Annotated in this window: 14 protein-coding genes, 11 tRNA genes and 3 rRNA genes; 1 reads left to right on the top strand and 27 read right to left on the bottom strand. The window is 39.2% G+C overall.

Annotated features, from left to right (window positions below; translation table 11 throughout):
- The first annotated feature begins 102 nt into the window (after positions 1-102).
- Entirely contained in the window at positions 103-2,760 is a 2,658-nt protein-coding gene (locus L6651_RS07355) for a cell wall-binding repeat-containing protein (protein WP_237037298.1), read from the top strand.
- A gap of 49 nt (positions 2,761-2,809) precedes the next feature.
- Here the strand turns inward: L6651_RS07355 and L6651_RS07350 are convergent, their stop codons facing one another.
- The 27 genes from L6651_RS07350 to secY all read right to left on the bottom strand — a co-directional run bounded on the left by L6651_RS07350 (position 2,810) and on the right by secY (position 19,004).
- Positions 2,810-4,006, bottom strand: a complete 1,197-nt coding sequence (locus L6651_RS07350) for a cation:proton antiporter (protein WP_237037297.1) — start codon at positions 4,004-4,006, stop codon at positions 2,810-2,812.
- A gap of 110 nt (positions 4,007-4,116) precedes the next feature.
- Positions 4,117-4,193: transfer RNA gene (locus L6651_RS07345), tRNA-Arg, on the bottom strand.
- A gap of 35 nt (positions 4,194-4,228) precedes the next feature.
- Positions 4,229-4,303 (bottom strand) — tRNA-Gly (locus L6651_RS07340).
- 23 nt (positions 4,304-4,326) lie between these two features.
- Positions 4,327-4,402: transfer RNA gene (locus tag L6651_RS07335), tRNA-Val, on the bottom strand.
- An 8-nt stretch (positions 4,403-4,410) separates the two neighbouring features.
- A tRNA-Glu gene (locus tag L6651_RS07330) sits at positions 4,411-4,485 on the bottom strand.
- Between the two features lie 397 nt (positions 4,486-4,882).
- Positions 4,883-4,959 (bottom strand) — tRNA-Met (locus L6651_RS07325).
- A 3-nt stretch (positions 4,960-4,962) separates the two neighbouring features.
- A tRNA-Thr gene (locus L6651_RS07320) sits at positions 4,963-5,038 on the bottom strand.
- 494 nt (positions 5,039-5,532) lie between these two features.
- Positions 5,533-5,609: transfer RNA gene (locus L6651_RS07315), tRNA-Asp, on the bottom strand.
- 201 nt (positions 5,610-5,810) lie between these two features.
- Positions 5,811-5,887 (bottom strand) — tRNA-Met (locus tag L6651_RS07310).
- 11 nt (positions 5,888-5,898) lie between these two features.
- Positions 5,899-5,988, bottom strand: a tRNA-Leu gene (locus tag L6651_RS07305).
- Positions 5,989-5,993: 5 nt separating this feature from the next.
- Positions 5,994-6,068: transfer RNA gene (locus L6651_RS07300), tRNA-Asn, on the bottom strand.
- A gap of 5 nt (positions 6,069-6,073) precedes the next feature.
- Positions 6,074-6,190: ribosomal RNA gene (gene rrf / locus L6651_RS07295) — 5S ribosomal RNA — on the bottom strand.
- Positions 6,191-6,221: 31 nt separating this feature from the next.
- Positions 6,222-9,438, bottom strand: a 23S ribosomal RNA gene (locus L6651_RS07290).
- A gap of 149 nt (positions 9,439-9,587) precedes the next feature.
- A tRNA-Ala gene (locus L6651_RS07285) sits at positions 9,588-9,663 on the bottom strand.
- 241 nt (positions 9,664-9,904) lie between these two features.
- Positions 9,905-11,433: ribosomal RNA gene (locus L6651_RS07280) — 16S ribosomal RNA — on the bottom strand.
- The 16S, 23S and 5S rRNA genes sit together here with 11 tRNA genes alongside, the layout of an rRNA operon.
- 248 nt (positions 11,434-11,681) lie before the next feature.
- Positions 11,682-13,004: a L,D-transpeptidase family protein gene (locus L6651_RS07275; RefSeq protein WP_237037296.1), complete on the bottom strand. Its 1,323-nt coding sequence runs from the start codon at positions 13,002-13,004 to the stop codon at positions 11,682-11,684.
- 7 nt (positions 13,005-13,011) lie between these two features.
- A complete protein-coding gene (locus L6651_RS07270) occupies positions 13,012-13,467 on the bottom strand; it encodes a hypothetical protein (RefSeq protein ID WP_237037295.1) in 456 nt (151 codons plus the stop codon).
- Between the two features lie 145 nt (positions 13,468-13,612).
- Positions 13,613-14,209 (bottom strand): 30S ribosomal protein S4, encoded by a 597-nt coding sequence (rpsD, locus tag L6651_RS07265; protein WP_237037294.1) that lies wholly within the window; start codon positions 14,207-14,209, stop codon positions 13,613-13,615.
- An 81-nt stretch (positions 14,210-14,290) separates the two neighbouring features.
- The gene (rplQ, locus tag L6651_RS07260; RefSeq protein WP_237037293.1) at positions 14,291-14,632 is read right to left on the bottom strand and encodes a 50S ribosomal protein L17; all 342 of its coding nucleotides are present in this window, start codon (positions 14,630-14,632) and stop codon (positions 14,291-14,293) included.
- Between the two features lie 12 nt (positions 14,633-14,644).
- Positions 14,645-15,577, bottom strand: coding sequence for a DNA-directed RNA polymerase subunit alpha (locus L6651_RS07255; RefSeq protein WP_237037292.1), 933 nt, complete (start codon positions 15,575-15,577; stop codon positions 14,645-14,647).
- A gap of 52 nt (positions 15,578-15,629) precedes the next feature.
- Complete coding sequence (gene rpsK, locus L6651_RS07250) at positions 15,630-16,034, bottom strand: 30S ribosomal protein S11 (protein WP_237037291.1); 405 nt, start codon at positions 16,032-16,034, stop codon at positions 15,630-15,632.
- Positions 16,035-16,047: 13 nt separating this feature from the next.
- Positions 16,048-16,410, bottom strand: coding sequence for a 30S ribosomal protein S13 (gene rpsM / locus L6651_RS07245; protein ID WP_237037290.1), 363 nt, complete (start codon positions 16,408-16,410; stop codon positions 16,048-16,050).
- A 12-nt stretch (positions 16,411-16,422) separates the two neighbouring features.
- A complete protein-coding gene (gene rpmJ / locus L6651_RS07240; protein WP_055078595.1) occupies positions 16,423-16,536 on the bottom strand; it encodes a 50S ribosomal protein L36 in 114 nt (37 codons plus the stop codon).
- 9 nt (positions 16,537-16,545) lie between these two features.
- A complete protein-coding gene (gene infA / locus L6651_RS07235; RefSeq protein WP_237037289.1) occupies positions 16,546-16,764 on the bottom strand; it encodes a translation initiation factor IF-1 in 219 nt (72 codons plus the stop codon).
- A gap of 3 nt (positions 16,765-16,767) precedes the next feature.
- Positions 16,768-17,037 carry a KOW domain-containing RNA-binding protein gene (locus tag L6651_RS07230; RefSeq protein WP_237037288.1) on the bottom strand — a complete coding sequence of 90 codons (270 nt, stop codon included), beginning with the start codon at positions 17,035-17,037 and terminating at the stop codon, positions 16,768-16,770.
- Positions 17,038-17,054: 17 nt separating this feature from the next.
- Positions 17,055-17,711 carry an adenylate kinase gene (locus tag L6651_RS07225; protein ID WP_237037287.1) on the bottom strand — a complete coding sequence of 219 codons (657 nt, stop codon included), beginning with the start codon at positions 17,709-17,711 and terminating at the stop codon, positions 17,055-17,057.
- 9 nt (positions 17,712-17,720) lie between these two features.
- Positions 17,721-19,004, bottom strand: coding sequence for a preprotein translocase subunit SecY (secY, locus tag L6651_RS07220; protein ID WP_237037286.1), 1,284 nt, complete (start codon positions 19,002-19,004; stop codon positions 17,721-17,723).

Below are 19,004 nucleotides of genomic sequence, written 5' to 3'. Positions count from 1 at the left end.
TTTTGATATCCATTATTATTTAACATTTTATTAATATAGATTTTGTTTTGTTTTACACCTTTTCTGCTAATATGATATTGATAAAAAATAGAGGAGGACTATATGTCAAAGAAAAAAATATTATTCGCTGGTATGTCTGTTTTACTGGCAAGTCAAATTGTAGCAGCACCTTTTGTTTCCTTTGCTGCTGAAGTTACAGAAATCGAAAAAGAAAAGGCTCATGTTGACGCACTGATTCATAGACAGGATTCCCCTGCAATGTTATCCGCTGATACTAAGACTTCAGTAGAAGCTGTAAAACCAAAGGTTGGAAAAGTTGAAGTTAAAAATAAACCAAATAGAATTGTGGCAACTTTTGTTGATGATACTAGAACTTCAATGGGTTTCAACTGGTACACTACCGACAAATTTGATTCTTATGTTTGGGTTTCTGAAAGTGAAGACATGTCTAACGCAAAGGCTTTTAAGGCAAACTTTTCCGAAAAGGACTCTCACTACTTAGAAAAGGACGAAGAAGGTTATATCATCTATAGTGTTTACGACACTGAAAAGAAAATGGTGACAAGATATTTCACAGACAAGGACAGAGCTGAAGGATGGAACGCATCTGACGAACTTAGCGAAAAAGAAGAGTATGATGTTAAGGTTCAAAGCGTTAAGGAATTTTCTTATAAATCTACTGTTAAGGGCTTAAAACCTGGCACTACCTACTTCTACCAAGTCGGTTCTGAAAAGGGTGGAAAGTCAAATGTTGGTACTTTTAAAACTTCTTCTGTAAAGCAAGAAGGTTTTGAGTTCATTCAATACACTGATACTCAAAACGCTTACTGGAATGAAAATATTATAGATGAAGCGGCATATGCGGCAGATACTATTGACAAAGCTCTTACAAAGTTCCCTAACACAAATTTTGTAATCCATACTGGAGACTTTGTGGAAACTTCTGAAGTGGAAGATGAATGGGTGGATTTAATGGGTCAATCTGAAAAATCTTTCTTGAAGACTACAATTGCTGGAAACTCTGGTAACCACGATGAGTATGGTCTTTCCTATGACGAGAGATTTGTTCATAAATATACTGATCACTTCAACGTTCCTTCCGATGGAAAAGATGATGGTGGAACTTATTATTCCTATGATTATAACGGAGTTCACTTCGTTGTGCTAAATACAAATGACTACAAGAACAAAGAAAACAAATCTATTGGAGATGAACAACAAGCTTGGATAAAAGCAGATATTAAAGCTGCAAGGGCAAATGGCGCTCAATGGGTTGTGTTACAATATCACAAACCAATCTTCTCTAAGTCTTATCACTCTCTACAAGATGCAGACGTACAAAATGTTAAAGATGAGTTTATGAAGATAATTGACGAATTTGATGTAGATATTGCTCTTCAAGGCCATGACCATGTTATTTCAAGAACTAAGTCTTTGAAATACGCTCCAAAATCAAAATCCGTATTCAATGCCTATGTGGCTGAAGAAGCTCAAAAGGTTGATAATGTAGACTATTTGAAGTCACCTACTGGAACTACTTTCGTTCTTCCAAACACTGGTGGTACTAAGGCCTATGATGCAATCTATGACAAGGGTCTTGATCATGTTAAGAAGGTTAGAAAAAAATTAAACTGGTTAACTCAAGAAACCCTTGATGAATACAATAATCTCTTTGCTTATGGTGGACAACCATCCCAACCTAAGGAATTCGAAAACTCCCATAGCAATAACAGAGACTCTAAGGTTCAAAACTTTGCAAGATACATTGTAAGCGAAGGAAAATTAACTACTGAATTATATCAAATCAGTGGAGACTTAAATGAAGACAGAGAGCTAAAACTTGTAGACTCATTTGTAATTGAAAAAGAAGTTGATACTAACGCTAAGGGTTTTGCACCAACTAGTTACTACTATGGCAAGGACAGATATGAAACTGCACTTGATGTTTCAAGAAACCACTATGATAAAGCTGAAAATGTTGTAATTGCAAGCGGTGAAGTTTTTGCTGACTCACTTGTAGCTGCATCTATATCAGATTTGAAAGATGCTCCTGTACTATTGACTAAGGCTTCCGAAATATCACAAGAAGTACTTGCTGAACTTAATAGACTAGGTGCTAAGAACATATTTATTCTTGGTGGAGATTCATCAGTATCTAAAAAAGCTGAAGAACAATTGAAAGGCTACTCTGTAAACAGACTTTCAGGTAAGACTAGATTTGAAACCGCTGCTGAAGTTGCAAAGTATGTTCTTGGAGAAACAAAATCTAAAAACGCCGTTCTTGTAGATGGAAATGGATTTGCAGATGCTCTATCTGCTGGTGTTGCTTCATTCAAGAAAGACGCTCCAATACTATACGCTTCTACAAAGGGAATTGACGATTTAACTGAAAAGACATTAAAAGATGCTAAAATTGAAAATATCCACATAATCGGTGGTAAAGACTCTGTTACTGCGGAAACTGAAAAAGAAGCAGGTAAAATAGCTAAAGTCGATAGAACTTCTGGCAAGGACAGATATGAAACTTCATTAAATGTTGGAAAAACATTTAACAGCGATTCTAAGAATATAATCTTAGTTTCAGGAGAGGTTTATCCAGATGCTTTAGTATCTGCTGGAATGCTTCAAAAAGAAGATGCTAATATTATTCTAACCAACAAGAACAATAGCAAAGACTCTGTAAACACATTTGTTAGAGGAAAAGATATTGAAAATATCTCAGTTGTTGGTGGTAATGGATCTGTATCAAAGTTAAAATAATAAGAAAATAAAATTAACCCGGCGGGAATCTCCCACCGGGTTTTATTTATTAACTTTGTTCCAACACTTTCATTGCAGTTCTATCGATTAAAAATGCTCCAATAGGCGCTGTTAAAAGTATTCCTACAACTGCAACAGAAAGAATTATATCTCCCGAATTAATTCCCATGGAAAGTGGAACTGTTCCAATGGCCGCTTGAACAGTTGCCTTAGGTAGATATGAGTAGGTACAAAATATTCTCTCCTGTAGTGTAAGTCCTGTGTTTGCAGTGGATAGAATTACACCAAGGGTTCTAAACACCAAGGCTATGGCAATAACTATAACAACTCCAATGCCAGAGTTAAAAGTAAATCTAATATCCACAGCTGCACCAACTAGTACAAATAAAATTAACTCTGCCCCAATCCATATCTTTCCAAACTTTTCAGAAAGCCTACCTACTACAATGTCGGGACTTTTTATTCTAATTGTAATGGCCATGCTTAAAACCGCCAGTAAACCTGATATGGCAATGTAATCTTTAACAATATCTTCCAAGGAAACTAAAAAGAAAGATGTGGCAAGAATTATTATTACTTTAGTTGTGTTTCTAATATAATTGGAATTTTTAAATTTATACTCAAAAATATTGCAAAGTACAATTCCAAAAATAACTCCAACGACTATTCCCATGATTATTGAAACGGGAATTTTTAAAAGCTCCATGTAGTTAAAAGAATTATTTTGTGCAAGACCTAAGAATGTGGAAAATAAAACTATTACAAAAATATCGTCCATGGATGCCCCAGCAAGTATCATCTGAGGAATTGCTTTTTCAGTACCAATTTTATTTTCAATTAGATTTACCATTCTAGGAACTACAACTGCAGGAGACACCGCAGAAAGCACTGTACCCATAAGAGCCGCTTCAACTAGTGGTATATCAAATATAAACTTTGCAAAGATACTATAGCCTATAATCTCAAAAGTTGCAGGCAAAAAGGAAAGTAGTATGGCGGGCCTACCAACTTTAATTAAGTCCTTTAAATCTAGGGCAAGTCCAGCTTTTAAAAGTATAACTATTAGTGCAATCTTTCTTAATTCACCTGAAATACTTAAAAGTTTTTCATCAAATAAATTCAATACAAAGGGGCCTAAGAGAATTCCCGTAAGTATCATTCCAACATTTTTTGGAAGTTTTATTTTTTCACAAATACTTCCAGCAATAAGGCTCATAATTAGAGCAAGTGATAAAGATAAAATCATATTTCCTCCATGATTATTCGCAATAAAAAAAGCCGACAACTCCTGCGCTAAGCAGAAGTCATCAGCAAAATTGCGGTTTAGATTAACAAGGGAGAACTTCATTCCCATTATGGCGCGTCATAGAGGATTCGAACCCCTGGCCTTTCGGTCCGTAGCCGAACGCTCTATCCAGCTGAGCTAATGACGCATATAAGTAAAACTCAGAAATATTCTGAGTCTTAATGGAGCGGAAGACGAGACTCGAACTCGCGACCCTCGCCTTGGCAAGGCGATGCTCTACCACTGAGCCACTTCCGCATATTTTATTTGTACAATCAATATGGTGGGCGGTACAGGGCTCGAACCTGTGACCCCCTGCTTGTAAGGCAGATGCTCTCCCAGCTGAGCTAACCGCCCATATTGTATGGTGACCCTACCGGGATTCGAACCCGGGATACCGCCGTGAAAGGGCGATGTCTTAACCGCTTGACCATAGGGCCATAAAATATATACATAATTTATGTTTATTGATTTGTCAGATTTTGTTTTTTATAGCGGTTACCGCTTTCTAGACCTAACTTAGCGAACATAGTGAGCTTTAGTAGGTCTGATGCAACCTGTTTCCCAAGAGACGAAGCCGATTGGTAGAAACAGTCTGCTGACCATAGGGCCATATTATTACAGTTTATTATATTATATAAATTCGTATTTCTAAGATTGCAGCTTCGCTGCAAATGTCTTAGTCGCTTCATAACGAAATCAAAGATTTCTATTTCGCGACATTTGACCTACCTACAAATCACTTCGTGATTTGGGTTAGGATCAAGAACCACAGACCATAGGGCCATATAAATTAGAAAGTTGAAGCGATATCACTTCAAACTTTCCAATTTGATTTGGTAGCGGAGAACGGATTTGAACCGCTGACACTGCGGGTATGAACCGCATGCTCTAGCCACCTGAGCTACTCCGCCACATGGAGCTGATGAGAGGACTTGAACCCCCAACCTACTGATTACAAGTCAGTTGCTCTACCAATTGAGCTACATCAGCATATTTATTTAGTTAGGGTACTCCTACACCAACCTAAAAGTTACTATTAGATTATAGCATAAAATTTAACAAAATAATAGTATTTTTTTAATATTTAGCTTAATCTATTTCAAAAAAAAATAAAATGGCGACCTTGATCGGGCTCGAACCGACGACCTTAAGCGTTTTTGACCTAACTTTGCGAACTTTGTGAGCTTTAGTAGGTCACATACAACCTGTTTCCCAAGAGGCGATAGCCGACCCCCTGAAACAGTCTGTAAAGGCTCGCCTGGCACGCTTGCGCTATCTGTCTTATTTTAATAAAGTAATTGGCGACCTTGATCGGGTTCGAACCGACGACCTTAAGCGTTTTTGACCTAACTTTGCGAACTTTGTGAGCTTTAGTAGGTCACATACAACCTGTTTCCCAAGAGGCGGTAGCCGATTGGTTGAAACAGTCTGTAAAGGCTCGCCTGGCACGCTTGCCCTATCTGTCTTATTTTAATAAAGTATTTTGGCGACCTTGATCGGGCTCGAACCGACGACCTCCAGCGTGACAGGCTGGCATTCTAACCAACTGAACTACAAGGCCATATATCTATACTTTATTAAACATTATTGAATTGTAAGCTGTTTGGATTAGATGTTGGGAACCAACTTCTAGACCTAACTTAGCGAACGTAGTGAGCTTTAGTAGGACTGATGCAACCTGTTTCCCAAGAGGCGTAGCCGATTGGCTGAAACAGTCTGCTGAACTACAAGGCCATATACTATTAATACTTTATTGAATTTTTGGTTGCGGGAGCAGGATTTGAACCTACGACCTTCGGGTTATGAGCCCGACGAGCTACCGAACTGCTCCATCCCGCGTCATATTGCCTTGGTGCCGGAGACCGGAATCGAACCGGTACGATCTTTTAAGGATCGCAGGATTTTAAGTCCTGTGCGTCTGCCAGTTCCGCCACTCCGGCATGGTTGGCTCCCAGGGTGGGACTCGAACCCACAACCTACCGGTTAACAGCCGGGTGCTCCACCATTGAGCTACCTAGGATTATAGACGGGCGAATACCTACTCTCCCATGGGCTCTCCCCCATAGTACCATCGGCGCTAGAAGACTTAACTTCTGTGTTCGAGATGGGAACAGGTGTATCCCTTCCGCTATCTTCGCCCATTTTTTGCAACTTTTGAAAAGTAACAATATTCCCGGTCAAGCTTTCGATATATTAGTATCAGTTAGCTTAAAGTATTACTACTCTTACACCTCTGACCTATCTACCAGATTTTCTTCCTGGTTTCTCTCGTATTTCTACAAAGAAATCTCATCTTGAGGTTGACTTCGTGCTTAGATGCCTTCAGCGCTTATTCATTCCAGACGTAGCTACTGAGCTGTGCACCTGGCGGTACAACTCATACACCAGCGGTCTGTCCACTCCGGTCCTCTCGTACTAGGAGCAGCTCCTCTCAAATTTCTTACGCCCACGGTGGATAGGGACCGAACTGTCTCACGACGTTCTGAACCCAGCTCGCGTGCCTCTTTAATGGGCGAACAGCCCAACCCTTGGAACCTTCTCCAGCTCCAGGATGAGACGAGCCGACATCGAGGTGCCAAACCTCCCCGTCGATGTGAACTCTTGGGGGAGATAAGCCTGTTATCCCCGGGGTAGCTTTTATCCGTTGAGCGATGGCCCTTCCACTCGGTACCACCGGATCACTAAGTCCTACTTTCGTATCTGCTCCACTTGTCGGTGTCGCAGTTAAGCTTCCTTTTGCCTTTGCACTCTTTGAATGATTTCCAACCATTCTGAGGAAACCTTTGAACGCCTCCGTTACTCTTTAGGAGGCGACCGCCCCAGTCAAACTGCCCAACTGACAGTGTCCTCACACCTGTTTCAAGGTGCCAAGTTAGAACTTTAGCATTGAAAGGGTGGTATCCCACTTGGGACTCCATTAAGTCTTGTGACCTAACTTCTCAGTCTCCCACCTATTCTGTACATTCAATACCAAAATCCAATGTCAGCTTGCAGTAAAGCTCCACGGGGTCTTTCCGTCCTACCGTGGGTAAGTCGCATCTTCACGACTACTACAATTTCACCGGATCCTTTGTTGAGACAGTGCCCAAATCGTTACACCTTTCGTGCGGGTCGGAACTTACCCGACAAGGAATTTCGCTACCTTAGGACCGTTATAGTTACGGCCGCCGTTTACTGGGGCTTAAGTTCTAACCTTCGCTTGCGCTAAGTCTTCCCCTTAACCTTCCAGCACCGGGCAGGTGTCAGCACCTATACTTCATCTTTCGATTTAGCAGATACTTGTGTTTTTGGTAAACAGTCGCTTGGGCCTATTCTCTGCGACCAAGTTTTGCTTTTTGTGTTTAACATATACAATTCTCGGTACCCCTTCTCCCGAAGTTACGGGGTCATTTTGCCGAATTCCTTAACAAAGGTTCTTCCGCGCGTCTTAGGATTCTCTCCTCGCCTACCTGTGTCGGTTTACGGTACGGGTATCTCTTTGCTGGATAGTGCCTTTTCTTGGCAGTGTGGAATCTGTGACTTCACTACTTGTTTTTCGCTCCTCATCGTATCTCGAAGTTTTGTAGAAGCGGATTTGCCTACTTCTACCTCCTACTTACTTGAACGTGCTCTACCGTTCGCACGCTTCACATATCCTCCTGCGTCAACACTTCTCTCTTAACGCTTGAGATAGTACAGGAATTTCTACCTGTTGTCCATCGCTTACGCCTTTCGGCCTGGGCTTAGGTCCCGACTTACCCTGGGTGGACGAGCCTTCCCCAGGAACCCTTTGGCTTTCGACGGGTGAGATTCTCACTCACCTTCTCGCTACTCATGCCAGCATTCTCTCTTGTGTTTGGTCCAATTCGCCTTGCAGCTTGTCTTCGCTCCTTACACAATGCTCCTCTACCACGCGCTTATGCGCATCCACAGCTTCGGTATTAGATTTTAGCCCCGTTTATTTTCGGCGCATCACCACTTGACCAGTGAGCTATTACGCACTCTTTAAATGTATGGCTGCTTCTAAGCCAACATCCTGGTTGTCCGAGTAGTGTTACATCCTTTTCCACTTAATCTATATTTTGGGACCTTAGCTGGTGGTCTGGGCTCTTTCCCTTTCGACTATGAAGCTTATCCCTCATAGTCTGACTCCTATCGCTAATTTGATGGTATTTGGAGTTTGATAAGTTTCGGTAACATTATATGCCCCTAGACTATTCAGTGCTCTACCCCCTTCAATTACTACGATAAGGCTAGCCCTAAAGCTATTTCGAGGAGAACCAGCTATCTCCAAGTTCGTTTGGCTTTTCACCCCTATCCACATGTCATCCGATAACTTTTAAACGTTACCCGGTTCGAGCCTCCATAGAGTTTTACCTCTACTTCACTCTGCACATGGATAGATCACCTGGTTTCGGGTCTACAACATGCAACTTACGCCCTATTAAGACTCGATTTCTCTACGACTTCAGATCTTAAATCTTTAATCTTGCTGCATATCGTAACTCGCTGGCCCGTTCTACAAAAAGTACGACATCATCAAGCACTCAACTTTGCACACAAATCTTATTCTTTATTTGTTGCTTGGTTTAAGCTATTGGATATTCTTTCTTTTAACCATCTTTTAGCATTTCCTCTTTGCTTTAGTTTCTTTTCTCTTTCCATTGCATCTTTTTTTGACGTATATGCTTCGTAGTAAACTAATTTTGGTTCTCTGTTTTTTGTGGATATCACTTTGTTTTCGTAATGCTGTTTGATTCTATTTTTAAGATTTGTTGAAAATCCTATATAAATTTCTCCATTATTCATGGTTAGTACGTATACGTAAAACATTTTAGCTCCTCCAAATCTTTGCAAAGTTGAGTGCTCGACTTTGTCTGCTTGTAGGCATAAGGTTTCAGGTTCTATTTCACTCCCCTCCCGGGGTTCTTTTCACCTTTCCCTCACGGTACTATTCGCTATCGGTCACTAGGTAGTATTTAGCCTTGGGAGGTGGTCCTCCCGTATTCCCACGGAATTTCTCGTGTTCCGTGGTACTCTTTCTAAGGTGTAGGTGTCTGTTTTTGATTACGAGGCTGTCACTCTCTTTGGCTCGGCTTTCCAGCTGATTCTTCTAACTTCTTCCTATCTTTTCCTTAAGTTGGGCTCTTCCCTCTTCGCTCGCCGCTACTGGGGGAATCGAGTTTTCTTTCTCTTCCTCGGGCTACTTAGATGTTTCAGTTCGCCCGGTTCGCTTCTGTAGCTTAATTGGTTGGGCTACAGATACTTAGAGTTTGTCTAAGTGGGTTTCCCCATTCGGATACCGACGGCTCGCTGGATATTTGCTCCTAACCGTCGCTTTCGTTGCTTGTCACGTCCTTCTTCGCCTCCTAGTGCCAAGGCATTCGCCTTATGCCCTTTGTCGCTTGACCGGAAATATTTTTACTTTTCCATTTTCTTGCTTTTGTCTCTGTATTCTCTTTTCAATGTTCTATATTAATACTTGTGTTTTTTGTATTAAAATGGTCGCTAACTAACAAATCTTTGATTTGACGCTGCGACTCTATACCCTTATTAGGGTTGGTGGAGATGAGGAGAGTCGAACTCCTGACCTCCTGCTTGCAAGGCAGGCGCTCTCCCAACTGAGCTACACCCCCACATAGGTTTTTTATTTTGCTATTTAATTTGTTTTTGGATGTTTGAGCTTCTTCGAAGCTCCGCTCTCCCTACGTGCTTTTCTTGCCAATCGAAGCTTTGCTTCTCTTGGGAAAAGGCTGCATAAATGCTTCCTAGCCGCTCGCTTCGCTTGCGGGTAAGCATGTTAAACTGAGCTACACCCCCACATGGTTAAAGGTTTGAACCTAAGTTAAGTGTAAAAAACTCTATTGTACTCCTTAGAAAGGAGGTGATCCAGCCGCACCTTCCGATACGGCTACCTTGTTACGACTTCACCCCAGTCATTAATCCTACCTTCGACAGCTCCTTCCATTGGTTAGGTCACTGGCTTCGGGTATTACTAACTCCCATGGTGTGACGGGCGGTGTGTACAAGACCCGGGAACGCATTCACCGCGACATTCTGATTCGCGATTACTAGCAACTCCGACTTCATGTAGGCGAGTTGCAGCCTACAATCCGAACTGGGGCAAGCTTTCTGAGATTCGCTTCACATTGCTGCTTCGCTTCCCTCTGTACTTGCCATTGTAGCACGTGTGTAGCCCAGGACATAAAGGGCATGATGATTTGACGTCATCCCCACCTTCCTCCGGTTTGTCACCGGCAGTCTATCTAGAGTCCCCACCCTTAGTGCTGGCAACTAGATATAGGGGTTGCGCTCGTTGCGGGACTTAACCCAACATCTCACGACACGAGCTGACGACAACCATGCACCACCTGTATGGATGTCTCTAAAAGAGAGGAGTATATCTCTATACTTTTCACCCATATGTCAAGCCCTGGTAAGGTTCTTCGCGTTGCATCGAATTAAACCACATGCTCCGCTGCTTGTGCGGGTCCCCGTCAATTCCTTTGAGTTTCAGTGTTGCCACCGTACTCCCCAGGCGGAATGCTTAATGTGTTAACTTCGGCACCGAGATTTGACTCCCGACACCTAGCATTCATCGTTTACAGCGTGGACTACCAGGGTATCTAATCCTGTTTGCTCCCCACGCTTTCGTACCTCAGCGTCAGTTTGTGTCCAGAAAGTCGCCTTCGCTACTGGTATTCCTCCTAATATCTACGCATTTCACCGCTACACTAGGAATTCCACTTTCCTCTCCACTACTCAAGTTTTACAGTTTCAAATGCAACATGAGGTTAAGCCTCAAGTTTTAACATCTGACTTGTTAAACCGCCTACGTACCCTTTACGCCCAATAATTCCGGACAACGCTCGCACCATACGTATTACCGCGGCTGCTGGCACGTATTTAGCCGGTGCTTCCTCCTTGGTTACCGTCATTATCTTCTCCAAGGACAGAGCTTTACGAAACGAATTCCTTCATCGCTCACGCGGCGTCGCTGCATCAGGGTTGCCCCCATTGTGCAATATTCCCCACTGCTGCCTCCCGTAGGAGTTTGGACCGTGTCTCAGTTCCAATGTGACCGTTCACTCTCTCAAGCCGGTTACTGATCGTCGCCTTGGTGGGCTTTTATCTCACCAACTAGCTAATCAGACGCGAGCCCATCTTAGACCGCAATAGCTTTAACTTCTCTTACACTCGTAAGTGGAGTCTCATAGGGTATTAATCACGGTTTCCCGAGGCTATCCCCTTGTCTAAGGCAGGTTGCTCACGCGTTACTCACCCGTTCGCCACTAATCCTCTCAAAAATCTTTCCGAAGAAATCATTTCGAGGTTCATCGTTCGACTTGCATGTGTTAAGCACGCCGCCAGCGTTCGTCCTGAGCCAGGATCAAACTCTCTATTAAATGTTTGATCAGCTCTCGCTGACTTTATTTTTTTCACCGAAATTGTTTGGTTGTACTTACTCAAAAGTTTTTTACACTTTTTACTTGTTTAGGTTCTTTGCACTCGTCTTGAGTGACAACTCATATATAGTACCAATTTAATTTCTCTTTGTCAAATATTTTTAACATTTTTTTGAATTTAAAAAGGCACTTCGCTGAGTGCCTAATTATAATATCATTATTGTGTTCTTTTGTCAAATGTTTTTACATTATTTGTATATGACTACTGGTGTTTCGTTTTTTACTTCTGTATAAACTTTTTTTGCTACTTCGTATGGAAGATTTATACAGCCTCTTGATCCTCTTGACTTGTAAAGCTCTCCTCCAAATTTATCTTGCCATGAGGCGTCGTGTAGTCCTACGCCTGTCCAGTTGATTGGCATCCAGAATGAAACTGGTGAACTATAGTCTTCTCCTGTTAGGTTTCTATCTGTTTCTCTTGACCATACTTTGAATACTCCTGTTGGTGTTTCTCTTCCACCGTATGGAGCTCCTGTTATTACGTCTGATTCTACTACTAGGTTTCCTTCTTTGTAGAACCATAGATGTTGTCTTGTAAGGTCTATTTCGATATATGTGTTTCCTATGTCGTTTTCTGCCCTTGTTAGGGAACGTAGTTTATATTCTATTTCCACGTCTTGGTTTTCGGCTTTTTCTATGGCCTTCATTGTGTTGTCTGTTGTTTTGTCTACGTCCATTTGCCAGCCGTATATTCCTCCGCCTACTGTAACTTCGCCTCTTCCTGTTGTTTGGAATTTTCTATCGGTTCCAAATGTATCGGTCTTTTTTGCAAGGTCTGCTACGTATGCTCTAACTCTATCTCTGTTTAGTTGATATCCTTCTTGAAGTTTATCGTAAAATGAAATTAGTTCATCGCCTTTTACTTCAAATTTTCTGTCGTCAAAGTCGAAGGTCAGTATTGTTGAGAAGAGTTTTTGTTTTGTTTCTAGTTCTTCCTTTATCTCTTTACTTTCTTTTGTTATTGTTGGTCTTATATATTCTTCGTCTAATTCTATTTCTTTTTCTTTGTTCTTGAAAGCTGTCACTATGCTTTCTTTTGTTTTTTCCATGTCCAGTTCGTCGCCATATTTTTCTGGTATGATTTCATATTTTGATCCGACTAATTCTACTTCTGCATTTTTTGATTTTTCTACGCCTTGGTTAAGTTTTGAATTTTTTATTGACTCTTCTAGTTTTTCTTCGTTTAGTGAGTAGTTATACGAAACTTTGTAGTCATGTTTCTTAAAGGCTTCGACAAACCACAAAAATTCTTTTTGGTTTAGTTCTAATGGCTTTTCCTCTTCTACTTTGAAGTCTAAGTCTTCTGGAGTAAATTCTTCTTCTTTGCTATTTTTCCCTTTTACTTTAAGTGTGTAGTCGTCATATTTTGGATTTGTTATTTCTTTTATTGCTACAAATCCTTTTTTATCTCCGTTTACGGTTGTTTTAGGGTATGAGTAGTTTTTAAAGTAAAAAGCTCCTCCCAGGTATATAACCGCAATTATTATTGGTATTATAATCTTTTTTTTCATTTTCAACCTACTCTCTTGATGTGTTTGGTGGGTTTATTCCCCCTTGTAATAGATGTGGGTGTTTTAGTCTTACATCTGGTTCTTCTTGTGGATATATTTCTTCTTTTTTTGCTGCTTTCACAAGTTTTTTAAAGAAGTTTCTAATTTCTTCTTTATTTAGTTCTACGATTTTTAATTTTGCATTGTCTTTTCCATTTTTAATGTCTTCGATTTGAATTGTCTGTGTATCGTATTTTGTTGGTGATGACATTTTTATGCGGTAGTCGTCTGAACTTATATCTATTGTAAATTTTCTGTCTGTTTTTTCTATATCTTTTAAGCTGAAAAGTTCTTTTGCTATTTCGTTAAATTTTTTTACATTTTCTATATTTCCGAATGGGAATTGTATAACGTAATCTGATAGTCCTGATTGGTCGTTTTCGTCTATTAGTCTTTGCATAACAATGTAGAGTCTGTCTTCCATTTTTATCTCCTCTTTTATTTTCCTTTATTAAATAATTATATGTTCTTTGATATTTCTTTTCAAGTTATTATATACCCTTTATGTATGAAAAGTTATTGTTTTTGGGCACAAAAATACCGAGAAGATTAACTTCCCGGCTTAATGATTATACTAATCTTGAGTAGAACTCTACTATTAATGAATCTGTGATTTCAATAGGTACTTCTTCTCTTTCAGGCATTCTATCTAATTTGATTTTAAATCCTTCCGCTTTTGAAATGTATGGAAGTGAATAGCTGAAATTAGTTTCAAAGTTTTCTTTGAACATTTCATTTTTTCTTGATTTTTCTCTTAGTTCTAGTTCATCTCCTGGTTGTACTTGGTATGAAGGGATGTTTGCCTTTTTACCATTTACTAAAATATGTCCATGAACTACCATTTGTCTTGCTTGTCTGATTGATGAAGCAAATCCTGCTCTATATGTTAGGTTGTCTAGTCTTGTTTCTAACATTTTAACTAGAGCATCACCTGTAGATTCTTGAGATTTGTATGCTTTTTTGAAGTAGTTAAAGAATTGCTTTTCCATTACTCCATAATAAGCACGAAGTCTTTGTTTTTCTAGTAATTGTCTACCATATTCAGTTAGTTTCTTGTCTTCTCTTCCAAGGCCTTTTCCCATTCTCTTTTCAGCCTTTGGATGTCCTGAAACGTTTAATCCAAGTCTTCTTGCTTGCTTGAATCTTGGTTGCATCATTTTTGCCATATCATAATCTCCTTAAAATTATTTTGCCGCGGATAATTTTAAGCCACAGTTCAAATCTATCTTTCCTACTACTTGTTTATATTAAACAAGTTCTAATATACACATTTCAGCTGAATCGCCCATACGAGGTCCTAGTTTTAAAATTCTAGTGTAACCACCGTTTCTCTCTTCGTATTGCGGAGCTATTTCTTCAAATAACTTATGTGCAATGTCATCTCTATATACATAAGCCATTACTTGTCTTCTTGAGTGTAAATCACCTTTTTTTGCAAGGGTGATCATCTTTTCTGCTACTCTTCTAGTTTCTTTTGCTCTAGTTACAGTAGTTTTTATTCTTCCGTGTTCAAGAAGAGATTGAACTTGGTTTCTAAGCATAGCATCTCTATGGTCTGATCTTCTACCAAGTTTTCTAAGGTTTGCCATTTACGCCTCCTCCTAATCTTCTTTCTCTGAAAATTCTAAGCCCAATTCATGGATTTTAGATTCCACTTCTTCAAAGGACTTCTTACCAAAATTCTTTATCTTGCTTAATTCCTCAACGCCCTTTGATATTATATCTCCAACTGTATTTATATCCGATCTCTTTAAGCAGTTGAATGATCTTAGGGAAAGGTCAAGCTCTTCTATGCTTGTAGATAGTAAATCTTCTATAGCAGACTCTTCTTCGTCCTCTACCTCTTCTTCAAAAGTGTATTCCGGTAAATCTATAAATATAGCTAGATAATCTGTTAATATCTGTGCTCCTTGAGCTAGTGCTTCTTGAGCTGATATTGTTCCGTCTGTCCATATGTCCAGTTCTAGTTTTTCTTTGTTAGATACAAGTTCTGTAATCTCAAAGTTCACTTTTGTAACTGGTGTAAATGTAGAATCTATTGGAATAACTCCTATTGGATCTTCTTCTGATTTGTTTAAATCGGAAACTCTATAGCCTTTTCCATTTTCTATTCGAAGACTCATCTTTAAATGTGCATCTTCGTTCAGTGTTGCAATATACTGGTCTGGCTTTGCAACTTCCAAGTTTACATCTTGTTCAAAGTCTTTTGCTGTGAAGATGCATGGCCCTTTAAGATCTATGTCAATATCTATGGGCTCTGTTGTTAAGCTCTTTAAAGATATTGCTTTGATATTTAATATGAGCTCTGAAACATCTTCTAAAACACCTTTTACTGTTGAGAATTCATGTAGTACGTCTTGTATATGCACCTTGGTAACTGCAGTTCCGGGAAGAGATGAAAGAAGTACTCTTCTTAATCCATTCCCAAGTGTAGTTCCAAAACCTCTATCTAAAGGAGCTATAACAAATTTTCCATGATTTTTTTCTTCGTTGATATCTGCTATTTCAATCTTAGCCATTAAGTTTTGTGTCATAATTTGCGCCTCCTATGAAGTACGTTGAGTTAGGAATATTAATTTACTTATATTAAACTCTTCTTCTCTTAGGTGGTCTACAACCATTATGAGGAACTGGTGTTACGTCTTTAATAAGGCTGATTTCAAGACCTGAAGCTTGTAATGATCTTATAGCTGCTTCTCTTCCTGAACCAGGTCCTTTAACATATACTTCAACTACTTTTAATCCATGTTCCATAGCTTTTTTAGCCGCTTCTTGTGCTGCTTCTTGCGCTGCAAAAGGAGTGGATTTTCTTGATCCACGGAAGCCTAATTGACCTGCTGATGCCCAAGAAATAAGATTGCCTTGAAGGTCTGTTAAGCTAACCATAGTATTGTTGAATGATGATACAATATGTGCTTGACCTTTATCAATATTTTTTCTAACTCTTCTCTTTGTTTTAGTTGAACGAGTTTTTGCTTTCTTTTGTGCCAATTAAATCCCCTCCTTACTTATTCTTTTGTGCTAATCTCTTAGGACCCTTACGAGTTCTTGAATTGTTCTTTGTGTTTTGTCCTCTTACTGGAAGACCTCTTTTATGTCTAATTCCTCTATAGCAATTGATTTCTTTTAATCTCTTGATATTCATAGCAACCGTTCTACGAAGGTCACCTTCTATTTCATAATTATCAAGCTCTTCTCTTATAGCTCCCATTTCAGCTTCAGTTAAGTCCTTTACTTTTGTTCCAGGATTAACTCCGGCAGCTTTAAGAATTTCTAATGAACGAGCTCTTCCAACGCCATATATAGCTGTAAGCCCGATTTCTACTCTTTTTTCTCTGGGTAAATCTACCCCGGCAATTCTTGACACTATTGTCCCTCCTTAACCTTGTCTTTGTTTATGTTTAGGATTATCGCAAATAACCATTATACGGCCTTTACGTTTAATAATCTTACATTTTTCACACATCTTTTTAACTGATGATCTTACCTTCATGCTAACCTCCTACTTGTTACGCCAAGTTATTCTTCCCTTTGTTAAATCATATGGTGATAGCTCTACCACCACTTTATCTCCGGGAAGAATTCTAATGTAATTCATCCTTAGTTTTCCGGAGATATGAGCCGTTATTTCATGTCCATTTTCTAGTTGTACTTTAAAAATCGTATTTGGTAGAGCTTCAACAACTTTACCTTCAACTTCGATTATGTCCTTTTTCGCCATTAGTTAATGAGCCTCCTTGTCGTCCATAAACTCTTTTAATAGCTTTCTTATATGACTGTCATTAGTTACATTCGTCATGTCAAAGACGCTATTTGTTTTTTGTAAATGCTTTATCTTCTTCAGCTTAGGCCTTTCAAGTTTTCTTCTTTTCCCATCTGCGACCTGTACAAAATTATCGTCCAAGAGTTTTATAACTATTTGGAATTTTCCTTTATCACGTCCTGACAGGGATCTAACCACTTGACCTTCAACTAACTCTTTAAATTGGTCCATCTTCTCTCCCGAGAATATTACATTCGTTTCAGTTGTGTAAGATGGTCTTTGATTTTACCAAACACATCGTCTGGTCCTAAAGTTCCATCCACATTAAAGATTAATCCAAGGTTACTATAGTATTCAATTAAAGGCTCTGTTTGCTTTTTATAAACGTCGATTCTGTTTTTAACAGTCACTTCCTTGTCGTCTTCTCTTTGAACAATTTCGTGTCCACATCTGTCGCAAATTCCCTCTTCCTTTGAAGGCTTATTGTCAACATGATAAGAAGCTCCACAGTTTAAGCAAACTCTTCTTCCTGCAAGTCTCTTTACAAGCACTTCTGAGTCTACGTCGATATTTATTACAGAGTCTAATTTGATTTGTCTTTCTTCAAGACCTTTTGTTAAGGCTTCTGCTTGAGCAATTGTTCTTGGAAAACCGTCAAGCATAAATCCATCTTTGCAATCGTCTTGATCAAGTCTGTCCCATACTAAGTCAATTGTTAATTCGTCTGGAACAAGTTTACCTTCTGCTAAATAACCTTTAACTTTTTTACCAAGTTCTGTTTCCTCTTTGATATTCTTCCTGAAAATGTCCCCCGTAGAAACATGTAACACTCCAAATTCATCTACGATTTTTTCCGCTTGAGTGCCTTTACCTGCTCCCGGTGGTCCTAATAGTACCAATCTCATTTATATCTCCTATTTATTTAAAAAACCTTTATAATGTCTCATTGTCAACATTGATTCAATTTGCTTGATTGTTTCTAATATAACACCTACAACGATGATTAGTGAAGTTCCCGCAAAGATCATTCTAAGCTTTAGTGCATAGTTTATTATGAATGGAGCTGTTGCAACAACTGCAAGGATTAAAGCCCCTATCAAAGTAATCTTTCCAGAAATATTTTGTAGGTATTCACCTGTTGGTCTTCCAGGTCTGATTCCTGGAATAAATCCACCATATTGTTGTAAGTTTTTCGCATATTCTACTGTGTTAAATTGAATAGCACTGTAGAAGTAAGCAAATATTATGATTAAAACCAGATTGATTAAACAGTATAGTATCAACCCGCTTATAGTTTGCATGCTAAACAAATATTCTAACCACTTAGGTGCCTTAGCTCCAAAAAGTGAAATTATAGTATTTGGTAATTGCAAAATTGATGATGCGAAGATTACTGGCATAACCCCTGACATATTAACCTTAATTGGAATATGTGTAGATTGTCCACCATACATCTTTCTTCCTACAACCCTTTTTGCATATTGAACAGGAATTCTTCTCTCACCTTGGTTAATCTCAATTACTATAACAAGTATTGCAATTGAAACAAGTGCAAATATTACAAACGCCCACCAAGCTACCATTCCACCTTGCTTTTGAGCAATCATGGTTTGAACAGCTCTTGGAGCTCCTGAGATAATACCAAAGAAGATTATTATAGAAATTCCATTTCCAATTCCCTTAGTTGTTATCATTTCACCTAACCATACAAGGAACATTGTTCCTGCAACTAATGTTAGTAACATGATTATTTTTGAAAGGGCATTACCTTTTGCTATTTGAACAGCATCGCTGAAAAGTACGTTTACCATTGCATAGGCTTGTACAAAACCAAGTACAACACCCATTATCTTTGTGTATTGTCCAATTTTTTTCTTTCCTTCTTCTCCGTCCTTTGCAATTTCTTCAAGTCTTGGAATTGCAATAGTAAGAAGTTGGATTATGATGGAAGCAGTAATATAAGGATATATACTTAGAGCAAATATACTCATATTTGATAAACTTCCTCCTGAGAATGCGTTAAGCATAGAAAGAAGTCCCGCGTCTTGCCCTGACATGTGAGCTTGAACGACTTTTGCATCCATAAATGGAACTGGGATTACATTACCCAATCTATATACTACCAGCATTAGGAAGGTGAAAATTAGTCTATCTCTAACTTCCTTTACCTTCCAAGCATTCTTCAGCGTTTGAAGCAT

Source organism: Mediannikoviicoccus vaginalis (assembly GCF_928097925.1).
Lineage (GTDB): Bacteria > Bacillota > Clostridia > Tissierellales > Peptoniphilaceae > Mediannikoviicoccus > Mediannikoviicoccus vaginalis.
This window is presented reverse-complemented; position numbering and strand designations above follow the sequence as displayed.

Bases quoted from the DNA above. Each gene is read 5' to 3' on its own strand.
- rpsD (WP_237037294.1), bottom strand. From the start codon at position 14,209: ATGGCAAAAATGATGCAACCAAGATTCAAGCAAGCAAGAAGACTTGGA.
- secY (WP_237037286.1), bottom strand. From the start codon at position 19,004: ATGCTTCAAACGCTGAAGAATGCTTGGAAGGTAAAGGAAGTTAGAGAT.
- L6651_RS07255 (WP_237037292.1), bottom strand. From the start codon at position 15,577: ATGACACAAAACTTAATGGCTAAGATTGAAATAGCAGATATCAACGAA.
- L6651_RS07275 (WP_237037296.1), bottom strand. From the start codon at position 13,004: ATGAAAAAAAAGATTATAATACCAATAATAATTGCGGTTATATACCTG.
- L6651_RS07350 (WP_237037297.1), bottom strand. From the start codon at position 4,006: ATGATTTTATCTTTATCACTTGCTCTAATTATGAGCCTTATTGCTGGA.
- L6651_RS07355 (WP_237037298.1), top strand. From the start codon at position 103: ATGTCAAAGAAAAAAATATTATTCGCTGGTATGTCTGTTTTACTGGCA.
- L6651_RS07225 (WP_237037287.1), bottom strand. From the start codon at position 17,711: ATGAGATTGGTACTATTAGGACCACCGGGAGCAGGTAAAGGCACTCAA.
- infA (WP_237037289.1), bottom strand. From the start codon at position 16,764: ATGGCGAAAAAGGACATAATCGAAGTTGAAGGTAAAGTTGTTGAAGCT.
- L6651_RS07270 (WP_237037295.1), bottom strand. From the start codon at position 13,467: ATGGAAGACAGACTCTACATTGTTATGCAAAGACTAATAGACGAAAAC.
- L6651_RS07230 (WP_237037288.1), bottom strand. From the start codon at position 17,037: ATGGACCAATTTAAAGAGTTAGTTGAAGGTCAAGTGGTTAGATCCCTG.
- rplQ (WP_237037293.1), bottom strand. From the start codon at position 14,632: ATGGCAAACCTTAGAAAACTTGGTAGAAGATCAGACCATAGAGATGCT.
- rpmJ (WP_055078595.1), bottom strand. From the start codon at position 16,536: ATGAAGGTAAGATCATCAGTTAAAAAGATGTGTGAAAAATGTAAGATT.